We start from the raw sequence: 21954 nt of genomic DNA on the forward strand, positions 1-21954 counted from the left end.
TAGGAATAATAATGTATAATAAAATGGTTTATACACCGCAAATTTTTGAAAAAAATGATTTAGATGATGCTAAAAAGATTATATTAACAAAAGAGGGTGATGTCTCAACTGAAGAGAGATGGGATAAAGAAACTCAATTTGTAGTTGATGATATAATTAGTAAATTTGAACTTGATGAAAACAAAATTGTACTGGATTATGGGTGTGGAATAGGAAGAATAGCAAAGGAGTTAATTAAAAAAACCTCTTGTAAAGTTATTGGATTAGATATTTCAGAATCTATGAGAAAACTAGCTACAGAGTATGTAGACAGTTCCAATTTTGAAGCAGTATCTCCTGAAGAATTTAAAAGAAAAATAGAAGCTGGTGAAAGGTTTGATTTTGCATACTCAATTTGGGTGTTACAGCATTGTATAAAACCACTTGAAGATATAAAATTGATAAAATTATCTTTAAAAAATGATGCTTTGATTTATATATTAAATAATATAAAAAGTGCAGTTCCAACAAATAAAGGATGGATAGATAATAAATTAGATATACATTCACTTTTAATTAAAGAGTTCAAAGAGATAAATATATCAAAATTACCTGTTGAAAACTCTAGTGAAAAAATATCTAAGAATACATTTATAAGTTTATTAGAAAATAGTAAGTATAAGTTAAATTCCTTATTTCAAAAAGCTCATAAGGCTTATAAAGAGGATAAATTAGAAGACGCAAAGATGTTTTATAAAAAAATATTAGATGAGGATTCTTCTAATGCAGAAGCATATTGTAATTTAGGTTTTGTTTTAAGAAAGCTTGGAAAAAATAAAGAGGCTTTGGATAGTTATATTAAAGCCATAAATTCAAATCCTAAATATGGCTTAACATACAATAATCTAGGTAATTTATTAAAAGATACTGGAAATTTTGAAGCAGCATTAAAAGTATATAGTGATGCTTTAAAAGTAAATTCAAAAGATTTTCAAATATATAATAATATTGGTATGGTTTATGAAAAACTAAAAAGATATAATGATGCAATAAAATGTTATAAAGAAGCTGTACGAATTAATCCTAATTATGATAAAGCAGTAAACAATATAGGTGTGGTTTTATACAAACAGGATAAATATAAAGAAGCTATTGAAATATTTAAAATAGCTTTAAAAATAAATCCGAAATATTATGAGTTATACAGCAATATTGGAGCTTGCTACAACAAACTTAAGATGTATGATGAAGCTATAGAATCTCTTAATATAGCCATTGAAAAAAATCCTGAAAATGGTGGAGCTTATACAAATCTTGGTAATGTATATAATAAAATATTTGATTACAAAAAAGCAGCAAAACTACATGAAAAATCTATTGAATTAGAACCAAAAGGGGAAAATGCTTATAGTAATGTAGGAAATTCATATAAACATTTAGGTCAAACTAAAAAAGCAATTGATTCATATAAAAAAGCTATTGAGTTAAAACCAGATTTTGTTAATGCACACTTTGATTTAGCAACAATGTATTTGGCAAAAGGTGATTATAAAAATGGCTTTTTAGAATATGAGTGGAGATTTAGAAAAGATGAGATGCTTTCTCACATTGCAAATAATAAAGATATATTTTCTAAGCCAATGTTTACAGGAAAAGAAGAGATAAAAGATAAAACGATTCTTTTACATTCAGAGCAAGGTTTTGGTGATTCTATTCAATTTATTAGATTTTTAAAACCATTTAAAGAAAAGTTCCCTTGTAAAATTGTAGTTAAATGTAGAGATGAATTAAAAGAGTTGTTTAAATCTTTAGAAGAGATTGATATTTTAGTAGATAGAAGTGAAAAAACACCAGAATTTGATTATCATCTTCCAATTATGAGTTTAGCAAAAATTTTAGAATTAAAATCTCCAAAAGATTTACCAAAAGAGTTTCCTTATCTATTTGCTACAAAAGATAAAGAGTTAGAGGTAAAGGAGGAAAAAGGCAAACTAAATATAGGTATTTGTTGGAGTGCATCTGTAACAGGTGAAAGTTATGACGGAAAAGTTTTTAGTTTAGAATATTTTATACCATTAGCTAATAATCCAAAAATAAATCTTTATTCATTACAAGTTGGTCCTGAAAATGAGGATATTAAAAAATTTGGTTTAGAAGATAAAATTATTGATTTAACTGACAGATTAACAGATTTCTCAAAAACAGCAAGTCTTATGAAAGAGCTTGATTTAGTTATCTCTTCAGATACTTCAGTTGCTCATTTAGCAGGTGCCTTAGATGTTCCTGTTTGGGTACCACTTCAAAAAATTCCAGATTGGAGATGGTCAAATAAAGGAGATACTACTCCTTGGTATAAAAGTGCTAAACTTTTTAGACAAAAAACAGCTAGAGTCTGGGATAGCGTATTTCAGTCTATTTATGATAAACTATTTTCTAATTTTAAAATTAAAATAGACAGGTAGTTTTATTTGGACGAAGCTTTAGAAAAAGAGGCATATAAAGAGGAATACCCTCTTTTATATACCTTAAAATATATATTAGATTTTTATTTTGGTGATATCTCAATTGATACAATATTAAATCTATCTTCAATATCTAACAATGGTTTTACATCTAAAATGGTTATTGATGTTGCAAATGAGGTTGGATTAAGTGCAGTTGAAAAAGATATTGATGGTTTTGATATACCTTCTCATTTTTTCCCTTGTATTATATTTAACAAAGAGAACAAACCTTATGTATTATTAAAAAGGGATAAAGAAGTATCTTTACACGATCCAATAACTGGTAAAACTTTAAAAGAAGATGTAAGTTTTTTAAAACATTTTAAAAAAGCAATTTTAATTTTCCGTGATGCAAAAAAAGAACAATTATTAGATATTGAAAGATCAAAAGATTGGTTTTGGAGACCTGTTAAAACTTTTTGGCGCTCATACATAGAAATAGGTTTTTTAACTTTTTTTATTAATATATTTGCTCTTGCAGTTCCACTTTTTACAATGAGTGTATATGATAGAGTAGTTCCAAATAATGCCACAGAAACCCTTTTTGTATTAGCTTCGGGTGTTATTATTATTTTAATATTTGATGTGTATTTTAAAAGTGTAAGAAATCATATTATAGAAAATGTTGGTAAAAAACTTGGCTTGTATTTAGAAGAAGAGTTGATGAAAAGGATGTTGTGTATAAAATCTGAATTTGATAATATGTTAGTTGGTTCAAAAGCTAATCTTTTTAGAGAATTAAATCAGATAAAAGAGTTTTTTGCAACAAAATCAATTATTCAAGTTATAGATTTACCTTTTTTCTTTATTGCAATATTTGTAATATTTCTAATCTCTCCAGCCGTTGCTATGGTACCTTTTTCTGTAGCAATTTTAATTATAATATTTAATGTTGTTATGCAAATACCAATTTCAAATTTAAGTAAAAAAAATGTAGAGAATATTCAATCAAAAAATAGTTATTTAGTTGAAACAATCCAAGGAAGTGAGATTATAAAACTTTCAAATGCAACCTCAAGTAAACTGTTTAATTGGCGAAATATGGTTGCTTCAACTGATAGTGTAGGGAGAAAAATACAATCTTTAAATGTATTTTCAATGAATCTTTCCCAAACAGTTGTTCAGTTTGTAACTATGGCAGTTATTGTTGTGGGTGTTTTTGAAATAGCTTCAAAAAATCTAACTGTTGGTGGTTTAATAGCCGTAACTATTTTATCAAGTAGAGCTATGGTTCCAGTTATTCAAACATCAATGATGGTAATTAGATTAAAAGAGATAAAAGAGTCTTTAAATAATATAAATGAGTTTTGGCATCTACCTTTAGAAAATGATAAAAATGTTGAAATAGGTGCAGGACAATTTAAAGGTGAAATTGAGTTTTCAAAGGTTAGTTTCTTTTATAAAAATAGTAAATATCCTTCACTTGATGAATGCTCTTTAAAAATAAATCCAGGTGAAAAAATAGGAATTATAGGACAAACTGGTGCAGGTAAAACAACATTTCTAAGACTTTTAACAGGACTTGATACTCCAAGTAAAGGAAGTATCTTTTTAGATGGACATGAAATCTCAACTATTCATCCTGTTGAAATAAGACAAAATATAGGTGTGATGCCCCAAGAGCCATTTTTGTTTTCTGGAACTTTAAAAGAGAATATTGAATTGTCTAGTCCTATAAGTAAAGAAAAAATGATGAGTCTAATTAAATTAACAGGATTAGATGAATTAGTGAAAAAATCAGGACAAGGTGATGGCCTACAAGTAGGGGAGAGAGGAAGTAATCTTTCTGTTGGTCAAAGACACTTAGTTGCACTTGCTAGAGCTATTTTAAAAGACCCTTCAATTGTAGTATTAGATGAACCTACTACTGGGCTTGATGTTGGTTTGGAAAAAACACTTATTTCCCATGTAAAAGAGATATTAAAAGAGAAAACTCTATTAGTCATTACACATAGATTTGCAGCCTTAGAATTAGTAGATAGGGTAATAGTTTTAAACAATGGTAAGATAGTTGCAGATGGACCAAAAGATAAAGTTTTAGCTGCCTTACAACAAAGAGGGAAATAGCTATGAGTAATAATCTATTATTTGAAGAAAAAAAATGGAACTATTATGTTTCTGTTATACCTATTATGCTTTTTTTTATAGCTTTTATTTCTTGGGCTTCATTTAGTGAAGTTGATGAAGTAGTAAGGGGAAGTGGAAAAGTAGTTCCTTCTGGTCAAACAAAAATTTTGCAAAACCTTGAAGGTGGAATAATCTCTGATATTAAAGTAAAAGAGGGTGAAACTGTAAAAAAAGGTCAAATCATATATACTCTTTCTAATGAGTTCTTTAAAGCAGATTTAAAATCAAAAGAGATTGATTTATTAGCTTTTAGAGCTGCAGCTGTTAGATTAGAAGCTACTATAGATGAACAAGAAGATATTTCATTCCCTGATGAATTAAAAGAAAAAATTCCAGATATAATTGAAAATGAGAAAAAAATATTTTTTGAGGATTTAAAAAATAAAAAAACAAAGATAAACATTACAAGAGATCAATTAAAACAAAAAGAGTATAAACTAAATGAGGCTCAAACTAAATTTGAAAATTTAACATTAGAACTTAATTTAGCTCAAACAAATATGCAGATTTTAGAATCTTTATATAAGAAAAAAGTTGTATCAAAAAAAGAGTACATAGGGGAACTATCTAAAAAGCAAAATATAGTAACAAAACTATCAGAAACAAGAAATAGTATACCTATTATAAAAGAAGAGATACAAGAAGCTCAAAAGAAAATCCAAAGTGTTAAATCTGAAATAAAGAGTAAATATTTAGAAAAATATTCAACCTTAAAAGCAGAAATAAATAAGCTTATAGAGAGAAATAAAGCAAATACAGATAGGGAACTTAGAAAAGATATTGTTTCTCCTGTAAATGGAGTTATAAATAGATTATACTTTCATACAATTGGAGGAATTGTAAAATCAGGAGATAAAATTGCTGAAATTACTCCTTTAGATGATACTTTGACAATAGAGGCTAGAGTGGCTACTAGTAATAGAGCACAAATTTGGGCAGGACAAAAAGTATCAGTAGAGATTACAGCATATGATTTCTCTAAATATGGTTTATTAGATGGTAAATTAATCTCTATTTCTCCAGATTCTTTTGAAGATAGAAATGGTAACATATATTATTTAGTAAAAGTAAAAGTAGATAGTAACCAGTTTGCTCCTGAATTGCCTATTTTACCGGGTATGATTGCTAATGTAAATATCTTAACTGGTAAGAAAACAATACTTCAATATATCATTAAACCACTAAAAGATATAAACAAAAATGCTTTAGGGGAGAAATAAAAGATAATAAGTTATTATTTATTGTATAATTAAATCAAATTTTCATCTTAATAAAAGGGAAATTTAACTAATATATATACTTAATTTATTATTTTAAGGGTTAATTAATGTTTAGCTTTTTCAAGTTTCTTCAAAAGTTTATTTCAGACCTTAAATCTAAAAAAGGTTTATGGTTTACAATTTTAGCATTTTTATCTGTTTCTGGTATCTTCTTATCATTATATCTTTTAACTCATATGACAGAAAGTGTATCAAAAGATGTATATGTAAATATGTCTTCAACTTATGTAAAAAATTATAAAAATAGGGTTGTAAAAAAAGAACAAACTCTTAAAAAAATTATTTTAACAATGAAATCAAATCAAGACTTTATTTCTAGTGTAGAAAACAATAATTTACAAAATGTAGGAAGTATAGTTACTAGTTTTAATAATAGTTATAAAGAAAATGGCTTTAATAGTTTGCAAATGAGTTTTTATCCAGTATTTAATCAGGTTAATCAATATAGAAGCACAATCAACTCTGTAATAAATACAAAAAATAAAATTTTTGGAATTGAAGTCTTATCAGATGGTATTTATTATTCTTATATTGAACCTATAATTTCAAATGATAATTTGATAGGTATTTTAGAACTAAAAGAAGAGATTCATGATTACAAAGCTGAATATATGAAAGATAATTTAATTTTTCTTTTTATGATAGAAGAAAGAATGCTAAATAGACTTTCTATAAATGCTAGAGATGGAAAATATAGAGAAGTTATAGATACATTATACGTTGAAGAAGAAAAATATGATGGACAATTTTTTGCAAAAATAATTGAGAATGGAAAAGATAGTTATAAACAGATGCTTGAAGATGGTTATTCTGTTGATGATGCATATTTTAGAGCAGTACAAAAAGTAGCAGATATAGAGGGAAATGTTATAGGTCTTGTTGTAATAGGTGAACCAGTTGAAGGTAGTGGTGCCTTTGTAAATATAGTAGATAATATGACTAAAACCGTAACAACTGTTGCTCTTGGGTTAGTTATTTCAATTCTTCTATTTATGTTTTAAGGTTTTTAAATGAGACGTATAAAAATATTAAAAATATATTTTATTTTTCTATTATTCATACTATTTTTAGTTTTTTCAAATCTAAATTTAATTACAACATTCTTTATGGCAACATTAACTTTTAATATTGCTATTTTAACAATATTTTCTATTGGGCTTTTGATTTTATATCAAGCAGCAATAAAACTTACAATGCTTTCTGGTACATTTGGTATCTTAGCTTATAAAAAAGGAAAAGCTTTAGAGTTTTACTTACAAGGTATAACTGGAATTTTCCCTGCAACCATTGCTCATATGTTTAATAAAAGAGCAAAAAAAGGTGTTCTTTATTTTACTCAAGGTGAAGCAAAAAATGTTAGTGAATGGTTAAATGAACAGTTTTTTAATCAAAAAGGTTATACAAACTTTTTCGTTGGTACTTCACTTATGTTGGGTCTTTTTGGTACTTTTACAGGTTTATTAGTTGCAATTGATGAGATGGGAGCAATTATTTTATCTTTTGGTGGAGATGATATTGATATTGGTGAAATTATGACTAACTTCTCTGGACCATTGGGTGGTATGTCTGTAGGTTTTGCTTCTTCACTATTTGGTGTTGCATCAGCTGTTATTCTAAATGTTATGCAATATATCTTAACAAGAAATCAAGCAGGATTTTTACAAGATGTTGAGGATTGGATGAAGGGTAAAATTATCGATTCTCAAAGTTCAGATACTATGGAAGAGGCGAGAGAACAACTTGGTATTTTAGCAGCAGCTCCTCAAGGTGGAGGAGGAAATATGCAAGGTTTCTTAGATGTATTTATTGATACAATGGGTGATTTTACTGATAAACTTGAACACTCAAATAGATCTTCTGAGCAGATTTATAAACTAATTACTGATAATCTTTCTAATACTAATCAAGTAAATGAAAAAGAAGCTGTATTATTGGAAAATATTGTTTCAACTTTAAGAGAATCAAATGTTAATCAGTTTTCAAACGCTTCTATGATGCAAGAATCTTTAGAGGAGATTTCAAATGTTATTTTATCAGAGCATAGAAGTATTAAAAAAAGTTTAGCCTTACAAGAAGAAAACAATAAATTATTATTGGAATTAGTTTCTACTTTAAGTAATAAATTAGACAAATTAGAATCAAGAAGATAAGTAGGTTAATATATGGCAAATAGATGTGAAGATGAATTTAATCCTTGGCCATCGTTCGTGGATATTTTTTCATCAGTTATCTTAGTAATGTTGTTATTCTTACTAGTTGTATTGGTTAATCTTGGTTATTATGCGCAATTTAAATATAAAGTATCATATACAGGTTCAATTGCTACTGATGATTTGATTGTAAATGATAATCCTAGTGAAGGAACAACTAAAATGTATCAAGAACAAGTTCCTACACAAGCACAGGTACAAACACAAAATCAGTCTCAATCTATTGCTCAAATGCAAAATGAAATTATCAGACTTCGAAAAACTATTGAAGAACGAACTGTAAAAGCAAAAGAGAAAGAAGAATCAGAAATTGAAGCTGGTGGTATTGATGTTAAAGATAGAAAAGATGATGATAATGATACACAACAACAAATTTTAAATGTGGATGACTATTTTATTATTACCTTTAAAGGTGATGAAATTTTCTTTGATAATGCTATTACAAAACAATTAAAAATTTTCCTAGCCGAAGTAAAAGAAAAATATGGAAAACATCAGGTTTTAATAAATGCTGCAGATGTTCAAGGAAGAGCAAGTGCAACAATTTCAAAACAAATTTCACTTGCAAGATCTATTGGAGCTAGGAATCTTATTAGAAAACTTGGATATGAAAAAAAAGATGTAAGAATTGACTTATTATCTAGCACAGAGGTTAAAGAAAATATAAATAAACAAAATGGATATTTGGTAATTAGGATAAAAAAATAGTGAATATGAGTATTTTAAGATATGTATTATTAATCTTTTTAATTGTTCCTTCATCATATGCCTTAGATGATTCTAATGATTTAAATCTAATAAGAGCTACAAAACTAAAACAAGTTGAAGGGAAAAAAGAACTTCTTAATGCAGTAAAAAAAGAGTATATTGCAGAAGTTCCTGGAACTTCAAAACTTAAAACTTTTAATTCTGATAATAATTTAGATACAAAACTTTATCATAAAGTAAAGCTTATTGATGTTGTTTTAGAAACTTTATCTAGAAGTGATATTTTAAAATCTTCAAGAGAAAGTGTTATTCAAAATGAATTAAAAGTAAAAAATGCAATAGCAGACTATTATCCTACATTAAATTTCAATTATGAATATGGAAGAACAAGAACAAAACCTGGGGAGAATGAAGGAGATAAATATAAATTTTATACAGATAACAATTTTGAATTTATATTAAGACAAAATTTGTATTCGGGAAATTCAACTTATAATAATATAAAAAGTGTATCTAAAAAACTCGAAGTTGCAAGAAATCAATATAGAATAAAGTTAGATGAAGAGATAAAAAAAGCAATTAAAGCATATTTTGATGTAGTGTTTACTAATCGTTCAGTTATGGTAAACGAACGAAATATGAAAAAGCTAAATAAAATTTTAGAGATTGTAACTGCAAAATATGAAAGTGGTGCAGCATCAATTGGTGATTTAACATCAATAAAAGCCAATGTTGCAAATGCTTTGACAAAATTAGTAAAAGTTAAATCTAAATTTGTTGAAGCTCTTAGATATTATGAATATATAGTAGGTACGCAGTTCCAAAAAACAATTCCATACGAAAAAAATTTTAATATTGATATAACTGATTTTGATTTACTTTATCAAAGAGCTCTTAAAAAGAATAGGAATCTTATAAATTATTATAAAAGTATTGAAGCTGAAAAGTTCAATCAAAAAAATAAAAGATCAGCTTTTGAACCAAAAATAGATTTTGAATTAGCTTACGGAAAAACATTTGACGGTGAAGATATTGAAGAGGATGAAACAGATATAAGTGGAAAAGTTAAATTTACATATAATCTATTTAATGGTGGAAGAGATAAAAATAAAGTATTAGAAGTAAACAGTAAAATAAGAGATTTATCTTATAAACTTGAGGAAGAAAAAAAGAAAGTTAAGTGGAATTTATCAAAAATTCATACATCAGTAAAAACTGTAAGAGATGCATTAGAAAGTACAATAGAAGAGATTAAAGCTTCAAGAAAAATGGTTACAGCTTATTGGGAAGCTTTTAAATTAGGTGAACAAGATTTAAATACTTTACTTCAAGGACAAAGACAATTAAATTCAGCAGAAACAGAATTAGTTAATTTTGAGAAAAATCAACTTGTAGATTTTTTCAATATACTTGAGTTAACAGGAGAATTATCATCTTTCTTTGATGTTAACCCAGATAGTTCAAAATTTATTGATTTTTCAAAAAGTGATTATAAAAAAACAGTAATTGCAAAAGATGGACAAAATCTTATATTAGTTGAAAAAGAACCTAAAGAAGTTATTGAAGAGAAAAAAGAAGAAAAGCCAGTAGTTGAGATTAAGACCCCTGAATTATCTTTAAAAGAAAAAATAGATAATTATCTAAAACAGTTTATTAATTTTGATGATGAAAGTTTTATGATAGTAATAAGTGATTTTGATTCTATCTATGATGCTTTTAATTTTATGATTGAAAATGATTTAGATGATAATTCATTTGCATATGATGTTGTTGAAAAATATAATATTAAAACAAAAATCGCACATAACAATTTTCAAACAAAAGAAAAAGCAGAAGAGTATATAAAACAATTAAAAGAAAAAAATTCAGATAAAAAATATGAAATAAAAAATGTTTCAGAGATAAAAAAACTATATAATGAATATATAGAAGGCTTAGAAGTAAAAGTTCCAGAACAAGAAACTAAGATAAAAGTAGTAGAAAAATTAATTAAACCACCAGAAAAAAAAGTATTTAAAACAAATCCTGAGTTTAAAGAAAAGTTTTTAAATGCTAATAATTCATTTTATACAATTAATGTTTCATCTTTTACAGATTTGGATGCTCTAGAAGAGTTTATAAATAAAAATAAAATTTATGATGAATCTTTTTTCTTTAAATATGGTAACAGTGGAGAGTTATTAAAACTAGTTACAGGAATATATGAAGATTATACAAATATAGAAGAGATAATAAATAAATTAATTTTAGAAAATGAAAATGTTTTCCCTATAGTAGAAAAAATATCTTCTGTAAAAACACAATATAATGATAATTTAATATTTAATGAAAATAAATTATATAAAAGTAACTTATCAGAAAAGCTAAATAAAAAAGAGGAAGCAGATCAATTAGCAAAAATTGAAGCAAAAAGATTAGCAAAAATCGAAGCAGAGAAGAAAGTAAAAGAAGAAGCTGAAAGATTAGCGAAAATTGAAGCAGAGAAAAAAGCTAAAGAAGAAGCTGCAAGACAAGCAAAAATCGAAGCAGACAAAAAAGCAAAAGAGGAAGCTGCAAGACAAGCAAAAATCGAAGCAGAGAAAAAAGCAAAAGAAGAAGCTGAAAGATTAGCAAAAATCGAAGCAGAGAAGAAAGTAAAAGAAGAAGCTGAGAGATTAGCAAAAATCGAAGCAGAGAAGAAAGTAAAAGAAGAAGCTGAGAGATTAGCGAAAATAGAAGCGGACAAAAAAGCAAAAGAAGAAGCTGAAATATTAGCGAAAATAGAAGCAGAACAAAAAGCTAAAGAAGAAGCTGATAGATTAGTAAAAATCGAAGCAGAGAAGAAAGCAAAAGAGGAAGCCGAAAGATTAGCGAAAATAGAAGTAGAGAAAAAAGCAAAAGAGGAAGCTGAAAGATTAGCAAAAATCGAAGCAGAGAAGAAAGCAAAAGAGGAAGCTGAAAGATTAGCAAAAATAGAAGCGGACAAAAAAGCGAAAGAAAAAGCTGAGAGATTAGCGAAAATCGAAGCAGAAAAGAAAGCAAAAGAAGAAGCTGTAAGACAAGCAAAAATCGAAGCAGAGAAAAAAGCAAAAGAAGAAGCTGCAAGGCAAGCAAAAATCGAAGCAGAACAAAAAGCGAAAGAAGAAGCTGAAAGACAAGCAAAACTTGAAGCAGAAAAGAAAGCAAAAGAAGAAGCTGAAAGATTAGCAAAAATAGAAGCAGAGAAGAAAGCAAAAGAGGAAGCTGCAAGACAAGCAAAAATTGAGGCAGAGCAGAAAGCTAAAGAGGAAGCTGAAAGATTAGAAAAAATAGAAGCAGACAAAAAAGCAAAAGAGGAAGCTGAAAAAAATCCTAAATATACGCGTCCTCAAACTACTTCTATAGAAGAGGTAGATTTTGGTACTAAAGTAAAAGAGGAATTTATACCTTATAAAAAAAGATTAGAAAACTTTAGAGATGAATTCAAAACAGTACCAAAAGATAAATTCACTTTAGAAATTGCAACATTAAAGCCTAGTGAAGTAGATTGGTTTGTAAGTGCAAGGGCAGTTGGTCCATATTATGTAGTAAGAGATGCATCAAATAAAGTTAAACTTTATTATGGTATTTATGAAACTAAAGAGGAAGCAAAAAAAGCAACTGAGACTTTACACCCAGTGATATATGAATCAAATCCTCCTATTAAACAAATAGGAAGTGTTAGATGATAAAAAAAATCAATAATAAATTCAAGCATAATAATACTTCATATTCTAATATTATGTTAGGAGTGTTTGCTTTACTTTTTATCTTCTCTTCTTATTTGTACTTTCAACATTATAAGAAAATAATACTAAGTAAAAAAATTGATATGTATAAAATAAATGTTCAGTATTTAAATTCAAAATTAAATAATGATATTTTATTATATAACAAAGAAAATTTAAAAGAAAATATTGAAAAGGTATTTAGTTCTTCTCTTTTTTCACTTATTAAAATAGATACAAAAAGATATATTTTTGATAAAAATAGTCTTATTGATAATTCTGAAGGCTTCAATGACAAATCATGGAGTTTAGGTGAGGTTATAGTTGATGTTAGATTTGGTCTTATAACTAAACTTCCAAATAGCTCTTTTTATGAGTTTATCTCTTCAAATAATTATGATATTTCTCAACCACTTAGAGTTCGATACCAATTATATAAAAATGGTCAAATTAAAAATGTTATAGCAAAATTAGACTTTTCTAATATCAAAGAAAAAAGATTAGTTACTGGAAATTCTGAAAGTTCATTTTTAAGAAATTTCTTAGATACTAATACATTAAATAAAACATATCCTATAAAAAAACAAGATTATACAGTTGCTTCTATTACTTATGAAATAAATAAATATGAAATAAACAATGAAATACAAAATTTTCTTTTTACACTTATTTTATTTAATATAGTTATGTGTTTACCTATTATTTTTGTATTAGGTTTTTATCATAAATATTTATTTAAAAGATATGTTACTTTACCGGTTAATTATCTAAATGGGTATTTGGAAAATATTTTATCCGATAGATTTTCTATTATTGATAAAACACAGTTTGAAGGTACACCTGAGATAAAAGAATTAACTAAAAAGATATCTAAACTATCAGGAAAAGTTGCTGCTTTAAAAAATGAATTAAATGTAAACAAAGAGTCTTTAGAGTTAAAAGTTTCAAGTGATACTTTAACTGGACTTCCAAACAAAACAATATTTGATTTTGATATAAAAAGTATGTATGTATCAGCTGTACCAGGCTATGTATTTACTTTAAAGATAGAAAAACTTAATGAGATTAGTGAAAAATATGATTCAGGATATATTAACAGTTTTATTGAAAGCTATGTAAATATATTAAAAAATGTAATTTTCAAATACAACAAAGATATGAAACTTTATAGATTTTATGGTTCAAAGTTTGCAGTTATTGCCAAAAATGTAGATATAGAAGCTTGTGAATCTATGTGTAATGATATTATTAAAGAACTAAATGAAAAACTTAGTGATATTTATAATATGCCAGATGATTATATACAAATTGGTGGTACATTTTTTGATATTTATGGAACAATTGATTCTTTACTATCAACTATGGAAAAAGCATATGAACGCTCTAAAGCTCAAGGAAAAAACTCATTTCATATAATTGCAGAAGATGAGATTGAAAGAAACTATTCTGAATTAGACAGCAATGTTGTTGATATTATAAAAAGAGCTGAGTTTAACTTAAAATTTGTATTTGATACTTATACCTTTGAAGATAATGAAAATTTAATTATGAGTGAAGCCTCACCACAATTAATTGATTCAAATGGAAATCCTCAATCAATAGGTTCTTTTATCTCTGTTGCAGATAAACTTCATATTGCAGATAAATTTGATAAGTTGGTTATTGTTAAGACTTTTGCATATATTAGAGGTAATAATATTGACCATAAAATAGCTATAAACTTATCTATGACCTCTATAAAAAATAAAGAATTTATGAAGTGGTTATTAGATGTATTAAAAGCGAATCAAGATATTATTGATAAAATTGTATTTAGTATCACTTCTTATACAGCATATCTAAATAAAGATGCTTTTATTGATTTTATAAAAAATATTCATGAAGTAGGTGCAAGTATTATATTAAAAAGATATAAGACAACTGATTATCCTTTAGAAGAGTTAAAAAGTCTTAATCTTGATTATATAAGAATGAGTCATGAATATACTACTGGGTTCTCAAATGATGTAATAAAAAAACATAAAGTTAAAAATATTTTGATTTTTGCAGAACTTTACAATATTAAAGTGGTTGCTGATACAGTTAAACTTGATGCAGATTATGATTTATTAGAGAGACTTGGCACATATGCTGCTAGTAGATAAGGTATATATATGATTAAATATTTTTATATTTTTATATTTTTTATTTTTATAGGTTGTAGTTCAACTACAAAAAATATGAATATCTCAGAATTGGAAAAAAATACAACAACAAAAGTTTATGAAGATATTTCAAAAGATGCAATATTTGAAGCAGCTAAAAAAGTATTTATTCTTTTAGGAGAAGATCAGTTTAGAATAGATTCTTATAGAAATAATTTAGAAGTTCAAAAAACAAAACTAAGTCATTTCCCTTTTTATGCATATACTACAAATGATATTTGGAATATATCAATTGAAGAGAAAGATGGTAAATCTATAGTTAAAATTAATATAAAAAGAGTTAAAGATTTTGATGAAGAAGATAGTGAATATCTATCAAAAGATTCACATAATCTTCTTTTAGAAAGAATTGATTATTTATTAGGATTAAATGATAGTTGGAATAGTTGTTTTCTCTCAATTAATGATGTTTTATGTGATAAGATTGACCTAAGTATTATAAATTCTCCAACACAAGATGATTTAATTGAAAATATATTTATTTCTCAAAGAGAAGCGAGTAAATCTTTATCTGAAATTGAAGATGATATTTTAGCGGATGATGTAGTCTTTACTTTAGAAGATTCAAATGATGATATTCTTGAAAAACAAAATGATACATTAGAAGATACTCAAGAGAATATTGATACAGAAAATGAATTAGATAAAAGAATTCAAGAATTAGATGATATAGTAAATGATAATATTGATAAAACATTGGATAGAATAACTACAGAAAATGAATAGATTAATAACAGTTTTTTTATTGACATTCTTATATCTTTATGCTGATTTAATTGATGAAGCAATACAAAATATTGAAAATAAAAAATATTCTCTTGCTTTAGAACAATTAAATCAATTAGCATTAGAAGATAATGCACTTGCTCAATATAACCTTGGTTTATTAAACTACAAAGGTTTAGGACTTGAGCAAAATAAAGAATTGGCTTTTTTTTGGTATGAAATGGCTGCAAAAAATGGTAATAAAGAAGCTCAAAACAATCTAGCACATATGTATTTTTTGGGTGAAATTGTTCAAAAAGACTTGACTCAAGCAAAATATTGGTATGAACAATCTGCAAGTCAAGGTTATGCTTTAGCACAATTAAATCTTGGTTTAATTTATGAAAAAAATCCTACAAAAGAAAATCTTGAATTAGCTTTTGAATATTATGAAAAAGCTGCAAATCAAGGTGTTATAATTGCACAAAATAATTTAGCTTCAATGTATTATTACGGTAAAGGTGTAAAAAAAGACAAACAAAAAGCGCTTTATTGGTATCAAATCTCATCAAAAGCAGGAGATAAAGTTGCCCAATATAATTTAGCAATGATGTATATAGCAAGTGATGTGGTAAAAAAAGATTTTGAAAAGGCTGTTTATTGGTTAGAAAAATCATCTGCACAAGATTATAAAACAGCAATAATAAAACTTGCAGATATGTATAGAATTGGTAACAGAGTTTCACAAGATTATGAAAAAGCGTTTAAACTATACGAAAAAACTGCAAAACGAAATAATTTAAAATCTATGTATTATTTAGGTTTGTTTTATTATAATGGGCACGGTGTATCAAAAGATTTAGAAAAATCTAGATATTGGTTGAAAATGGCTGAATCTCAAGGTCATCAAAGATCTAAAAATTTTCTAGAAACTCACAAATTCTACTAACTTCATAATTTTATATATTAATATCATATTAGAATAGTAATATATTAGTTTTATATATTAAGCTTTAGAATAGATTAATATTATAACATTAAAAAAAGGTTTTAAAATGAAAAAAATATTTATTATTTTTATGTTTTTTTTAATAAATAATTTATATGCAAGTGAAAGTAGACTTGATATTATCAAATCTAATAATGAATTAAAAGTATGTATTTGGCCACAATATTATGGTATTTCATATATTGATTCTAGAACACAAAAATTAACTGGAATTGATAGTGATTTGGCAGTTGAATTAGCAAAAGATTTAAATGTAAATTTAAAACTTTTAAAGAGTTCTTTTCCTACTTTAATTGAAGATGTAAATACAAATAGATGTGATATTGCAATGTTTGCCATTGGTAATACAGAAAAAAGAAGAGAAAAACTTAGATTTACAACTCCTCATTTAGAAAGTGATATTTATGCTGTAACTACTAAAACAAATAAGAAAGTAAAGAGTTGGGATGATATTGATAAAAAAGGTGTAGTTGTAGCCGTTGCAAAAGGAACATACCACGAACCAATTATGAAAGAAAAATTAAAAAATGCAAAACTAATGGTTATAAAAGGTTTTAAACAAAGAGAAGATGAAGTTAGAGCAGGAATAGCAGATGTTTTTATGACAGATTATCCTTATGGTAAAAAAATGTTGGCAAAAACTGATTGGGCAAAATTAATTATTCCTAAAAAAACTTATCATCTAACTTCTTATGCTTGGGCTATGAATTATGGTGATGATAAGTTTTATAATGCAGTAGAAAAATTTATTAGTAAGATTAAAAAAGACGGTAGATTAAAAAAATTAGCTAAAAAAAATGGTTTATTACCAATTGCAAAATTAAAATAAGAAACTAAGCAGTAGAATTTTATGAAATTAAATATTAAACTTTTTATTGGAGCCTTTATATCTTTTTTAATTATTACAAGTAGTATAATGTATTCTTTATCAATTTTAAAAGAAGAAGCTGTAAATAACTATTTAACAATTTCAAAATTAAATGCAAAATCTTTTTCAAAAGGTTTAAATCAAGATATTAATAATATTGAACAAACAATTACAAATATTAACTCATTATTTGATTTAAATAATATAGATATTAATAAAAGATTGGAAGATATTCAAATAAATTACCCACAAATTAGATCTTTAAATATTTTAAAAAATGAAAAAATAGTTTATAGTTCAAATATATATAATATTGGAGTAATAATAAATAGACAAAATTTTTTCCCTAAAACTTTATTTGATGAAAATATTTTAAAAGTATCTACACCATGGACAGGTAGAGACTTTATTAGTGGTAATGATATATACAATTATGAAGATGATTTTGAATTTATTGATAAGTCTTTTATACCTATATCAAAAAATATAAAGACAAAAAAAGGAAATTATACAATTATTATTAATTTGAATAGTGATTATTTCATAAATAGTTTTATTACAAGTATTGATTCAAGTAGTGTAATTTTTGAATTGGTTCGTTTAGATGGAATTTTGTTGTTAAGTTCAGATAATACAAAATCTATAGGTAAGCGAATAAAAGAAATTGATATTTTAAACAAAACCATTGAAAAAAATATTTACACTGATATTAAGAATATTGATGGAATAAAATATATTTTAACTTCAACCTTAACTGAAGATTATCCTATTGGTATTTTAGTGAAGCTTGATTATGATAAAAGTTTATTAAGTTGGAATAAAAAACAATATAGTTTTTTTATTATAATTATTACAATTTTAGTAATAAGTATTTTAATTACATTGATTCTTTTCTTTTTATATAATAAAAAAAGAGAAGATGAAATTAAAACACATAAATTACAAATTCAAGAACAAGAAAAATTTAAATTTTTATTTCAAGATTCTCACTTTTTAGCTGCTGTTTTAGATTCAACAGGAAAAATCTTTGATATAAATAACTTAGCTTCAACTTTTTTAGGAAAAAAAGATACACAATTAAGGGGAAGATACTTTTGGGATTTGGATTGTTGGATAGATGATTCAAGAAATAGTATAAAACTTTTTATAAAAAATATAGATGAAACTAAGATAGAAACAGAAGTTGTAGCTTTTGACCAAAATAAACATGAAAAAATTATTGAGGTTACAATATCATCTTTAGATACTGAAAATGGAAAGATAATAGTTGTTATAGGTTTTGATATAACAGAAAGAAAATCAAGAGAAAAAAGATTAAAACAGGCATATACAGTATTCAACAATACTAGAGATGGCATTATGATTACTGATAAAGAGACTAGATTAATTGATGTAAATAAATCCTTTGAAAAAATTACAGGTTATAAAAAAGAAGAAGTAATAGGTAAAAAAACAAAAATATTAAGGTCTTCTTCTAACGACGAAGTTTTTTATAATAAAATGTGGAAAAAAATAAATAAATATGGCTATTGGGAAGGTGAAATTGTAAATAAAAATAAAAATGAAAAAGAGTTTACTGAATGGCTAACTATTAATGCAATATTTGATAAAGATAAAGAAGTTTTAAATTATATTGGAGTGTTTAGTGATATTACTGAGCAAAAGATAAAAGAAAAACTTTTAAAAGAAAAAGATAATGTTTTATATCAGCAATCAAAAATGGCAGCAATGGGTGAAATGATAGGTAATATTGCCCATCAGTGGAGACAACCTTTATCAGTTATATCTACAGCTGCTACAGGAATGGTACTTAAAAAGAATATGGGAATATCTGATGAAAAAGATGATATAGAATCTTTACTTTTTATTAATGAATCATGCCAATATTTATCAAAAACAATAGATGATTTTAGAAATTTTCTAAAAGCAGATAAAGATATCAAAAAATTTAATATTCATTCAGCTATTGAAGACTCTTTGACTTTATCAAGCATTAAAGTTAAAAGTCAAGAGATTAATATAGTTTTAAATTTAGAAGAATTAGATGTTTATGGTGTAAAAAATGAATTTATACAAGTTTTAATTAATATTTTAAATAATGCAAAAGATGCCTTTGAATTATTAAATATAAAAAATAAATTATTGTTAATTGATGTATTTAAAGAAGATGAATATGTGTACATAAAAATTCAAGATAATGCAGGAGGAGTTCCAGCGAATATAATTGATAGAGTTTTTGAACCATATTTTACAACAAAACACCAGTCAAAAGGTACAGGAATAGGACTTTATATGTGTGAAGAAATTATCAAAAATCATATGAAAGGGGAATTATCTGTAAAAAATATAGAATTTGAATATGACAATCAACAGTATTTAGGCGCATGTTTTATTATAAAGGTGCCAAACAACAAATAAAAAGCAATATTTAAAGAGCTTTTTTATATAATTTCAATCTCAAATTTAAGACCCCGTCGTCTAGTGGCCAAGGACGTCAGGATTTCCTCCTGAAGACAGCAAGTTCAAATCTTCTCGGGGTCGCCAAAATCATTATTATCATAAATATTATTTTATCTTCATATTGCTCTTAACTATCTTTATTTGTTAATTATTAAACAATTAACAAAAGGTAAATAAATTATGAAAAAAATTTCATAATTCATTCATAAAAAGTTCATTTACTTGTAATAAAATCCTTTAAAATTTTATAAAGGAACTTTCAAGTGAATATTATTTTTAAACTTTTAAAATATTATTTCTTATTAATAGCTATATTTTTTATAGGACGACTACTATTGTTTATTAGCTATTTTAACCATTTTATTGATTCAGATTCAAATATCTATTTAAGCTTTTTATATGGCTTAAAAATGGATACTATTGTTGCTTCAATAATATTAATTATTCCAACATTTATGTTAACAGTTATGCCTAGATATTTTAGTAATATTATAGACAAATTATTAAAAATTTATTTTTTGGTATTTTCTATTTTTGCAATTTTTATTGAAGTTGCTACTTTCCCTTTTATGGCACAATATGATTCTAGACCAAACTATTTGTTTATAGAATATCTTGAATATCCAAAAGAAGTTTCTTCAATGATTTTTGCAGACTTTAAGATTGAACTTCTAATTGCATTTACTATTATCTTAACTTTTTGTTTTTTATATCTTAAAAAATATAAAGATAGTTTTGTTGAATTATTTGAAATAAATTATTTTAAGAGAATTTTATTATTTTTACCTTTGCTGATAGTTCTGTTTATAGGGATTCGTTCATCTTTTGGACATAGACCTGCAAATATTTCTGATGCCATGTATTCATCTAACAGAATATTAAATGAAGTAAGTAAAAACTCTATTTATAGTATTGGTTATGCCTTATATTCTTCTTTTAAACACAGTAATAAAGATATTCAAAAAAGATATGGAAATATGAGTATTGATGAGGCAATAACAAGAGTAGAAAAAAGACTTAAAATAGAACAAGGTGATGCAAAATATGTTTTAAAGAGAAAAGAGCCTACACATTTTTCAAAGGAAAAGAAAAAAAATATAGTTATATTTATTCAAGAGAGTATGGGATATCAGTTTGTTAAAGCAGTTGGAGGAGAAGATGGTATAACTCCAAATTTCAATTCATTAGCAAATGAGGGTATTTTATTTAAGCAGTTATATTCAAATGGAACACGAAGTGTTAGGGGAATTGCAGGACTTACTTCAGGTATTTTTTCAATTCCAGGTAAAGGTGTGGTAAAAAGAAATAAAGCTCAAAATGGTTTTTCTACAATTGCCTCTTTACTTAAACCTTACGGATATCATTCATCTTTTATATATGGTGGAGAAAGTAGATTTGATAATATGAAATCTTGGTTTTTAGGAAATGGTTTTGATGAGATTATTGATCAAGAAAAGTTTGCTAATCCACAGTTTGTAGGAACTTGGGGTGTAAGTGATGGCGATGTAGTCAAAAAAGCAAATGAAGAGTATAAAAAACTTTATAAAGATAATCAAAAATTTGTATCTGTAATATTTTCTACCTCAAATCATACACCATTTGATTTCCCAGATGGAAAAATAGAGTTAGTAAAAGGTGAAGCAAAAAAGAGTGTAAAAAATGCAGTTAAATATGCAGATTATGCAATTGGTGAATTTATTAAATCAGCCAAAAAAGAGGATTATTATAAAGATACTATATTTCTTATAGCTGCTGATCATAATGTAAGAGTTTATGGTGAAGATATAGTTCCTGTTGATATGTTCCAAATCCCTGGATTAATTTTAGCAGATGGAATAAAACCTCAAACTTATGAGAAGTTAGCAACGCAACCAGATTTATTAGCTACTGTATTAGATTTAGCAGGAATTGAAACTCAAAATTCAATTATGGGACACTCTATATTTAGTGATAAAAAACAAAACTTGAATCTTATGCAGTTCAATGATAGATATGCTTTAAGAGTTGATGATAAAGTTGCAGTTTTAAGACCAAATACAAAACCTCTAAGCTTTCTTTATAAAAATAAGCATTTAGTAAAAACTTCAAATGATACTGAACTTGAAAAAGATCTTTTAGCTTTTATTATTGTATTAAATCATGTTTATGAAAATAGATTATTTAAATAAAGAAGCA

At 25.8% G+C, this 21954-nt stretch carries 13 protein-coding genes and 1 tRNA gene; all 14 read left to right on the forward strand.

What is annotated here, in order from left to right; all coding sequences use genetic code 11:
• The first annotated feature begins 11 nt into the window (after positions 1 to 11).
• The 14 genes from ACKU3H_RS10030 (at position 12) to ACKU3H_RS10095 (ending at position 21947) form a co-directional block, all read left to right on the forward strand.
• The gene (locus tag ACKU3H_RS10030; protein ID WP_320033716.1) at positions 12 to 2441 is read left to right on the forward strand and encodes a tetratricopeptide repeat protein; all 2430 of its coding nucleotides are present in this window, start codon (positions 12 to 14) and stop codon (positions 2439 to 2441) included.
• A 6-nt stretch (positions 2442 to 2447) separates the two neighbouring features.
• Positions 2448 to 4550: a type I secretion system permease/ATPase gene (locus ACKU3H_RS10035; RefSeq protein WP_320033717.1), complete on the forward strand. Its 2103-nt coding sequence runs from the start codon at positions 2448 to 2450 to the stop codon at positions 4548 to 4550.
• A gap of 2 nt (positions 4551 to 4552) precedes the next feature.
• Positions 4553 to 5830: an HlyD family type I secretion periplasmic adaptor subunit gene (locus tag ACKU3H_RS10040; RefSeq protein ID WP_320033718.1), complete on the forward strand. Its 1278-nt coding sequence runs from the start codon at positions 4553 to 4555 to the stop codon at positions 5828 to 5830.
• Between the two features lie 107 nt (positions 5831 to 5937).
• Positions 5938 to 6891 carry a hypothetical protein gene (locus tag ACKU3H_RS10045; protein WP_320033719.1) on the forward strand — a complete coding sequence of 318 codons (954 nt, stop codon included), beginning with the start codon at positions 5938 to 5940 and terminating at the stop codon, positions 6889 to 6891.
• A gap of 9 nt (positions 6892 to 6900) precedes the next feature.
• Complete coding sequence (locus ACKU3H_RS10050) at positions 6901 to 8040, forward strand: hypothetical protein (protein WP_320033720.1); 1140 nt, start codon at positions 6901 to 6903, stop codon at positions 8038 to 8040.
• Between the two features lie 12 nt (positions 8041 to 8052).
• On the forward strand, positions 8053 to 8808 hold the full coding sequence (locus ACKU3H_RS10055; protein WP_320033721.1) for a hypothetical protein: 756 nt from the start codon (positions 8053 to 8055) through the stop codon (positions 8806 to 8808).
• 5 nt (positions 8809 to 8813) lie between these two features.
• Positions 8814 to 12494 (forward strand): TolC family protein, encoded by a 3681-nt coding sequence (locus tag ACKU3H_RS10060; RefSeq protein WP_320033722.1) that lies wholly within the window; start codon positions 8814 to 8816, stop codon positions 12492 to 12494.
• Positions 12491 to 14677 (forward strand): EAL domain-containing protein, encoded by a 2187-nt coding sequence (locus tag ACKU3H_RS10065; RefSeq protein ID WP_320033723.1) that lies wholly within the window; start codon positions 12491 to 12493, stop codon positions 14675 to 14677. The genes ACKU3H_RS10060 and ACKU3H_RS10065 overlap by 4 nt, the downstream gene beginning before the upstream one ends.
• A gap of 9 nt (positions 14678 to 14686) precedes the next feature.
• Complete coding sequence (locus tag ACKU3H_RS10070; RefSeq protein ID WP_320033724.1) at positions 14687 to 15463, forward strand: hypothetical protein; 777 nt, start codon at positions 14687 to 14689, stop codon at positions 15461 to 15463.
• Entirely contained in the window at positions 15456 to 16391 is a 936-nt protein-coding gene (locus tag ACKU3H_RS10075) for a tetratricopeptide repeat protein (RefSeq protein ID WP_320033725.1), read from the forward strand. Before ACKU3H_RS10070 ends, ACKU3H_RS10075 begins: the two co-directional genes overlap by 8 nt.
• 106 nt (positions 16392 to 16497) lie before the next feature.
• On the forward strand, positions 16498 to 17280 hold the full coding sequence (locus ACKU3H_RS10080; RefSeq protein WP_320033726.1) for an ABC transporter substrate-binding protein: 783 nt from the start codon (positions 16498 to 16500) through the stop codon (positions 17278 to 17280).
• Between the two features lie 21 nt (positions 17281 to 17301).
• Positions 17302 to 19737, forward strand: a complete 2436-nt coding sequence (locus tag ACKU3H_RS10085) for a PAS domain-containing sensor histidine kinase (RefSeq protein ID WP_320033727.1) — start codon at positions 17302 to 17304, stop codon at positions 19735 to 19737.
• A gap of 49 nt (positions 19738 to 19786) precedes the next feature.
• A tRNA-Glu gene (locus ACKU3H_RS10090) sits at positions 19787 to 19863 on the forward strand.
• 179 nt (positions 19864 to 20042) lie between these two features.
• Positions 20043 to 21947 (forward strand): LTA synthase family protein, encoded by a 1905-nt coding sequence (locus ACKU3H_RS10095; protein WP_320033728.1) that lies wholly within the window; start codon positions 20043 to 20045, stop codon positions 21945 to 21947.
• The last annotated feature ends 7 nt before the right edge of the window (positions 21948 to 21954 follow it).

Origin of the sequence: Halarcobacter sp. (assembly GCF_963675975.1) — a bacterium.
Lineage (GTDB): Bacteria > Campylobacterota > Campylobacteria > Campylobacterales > Arcobacteraceae > Halarcobacter.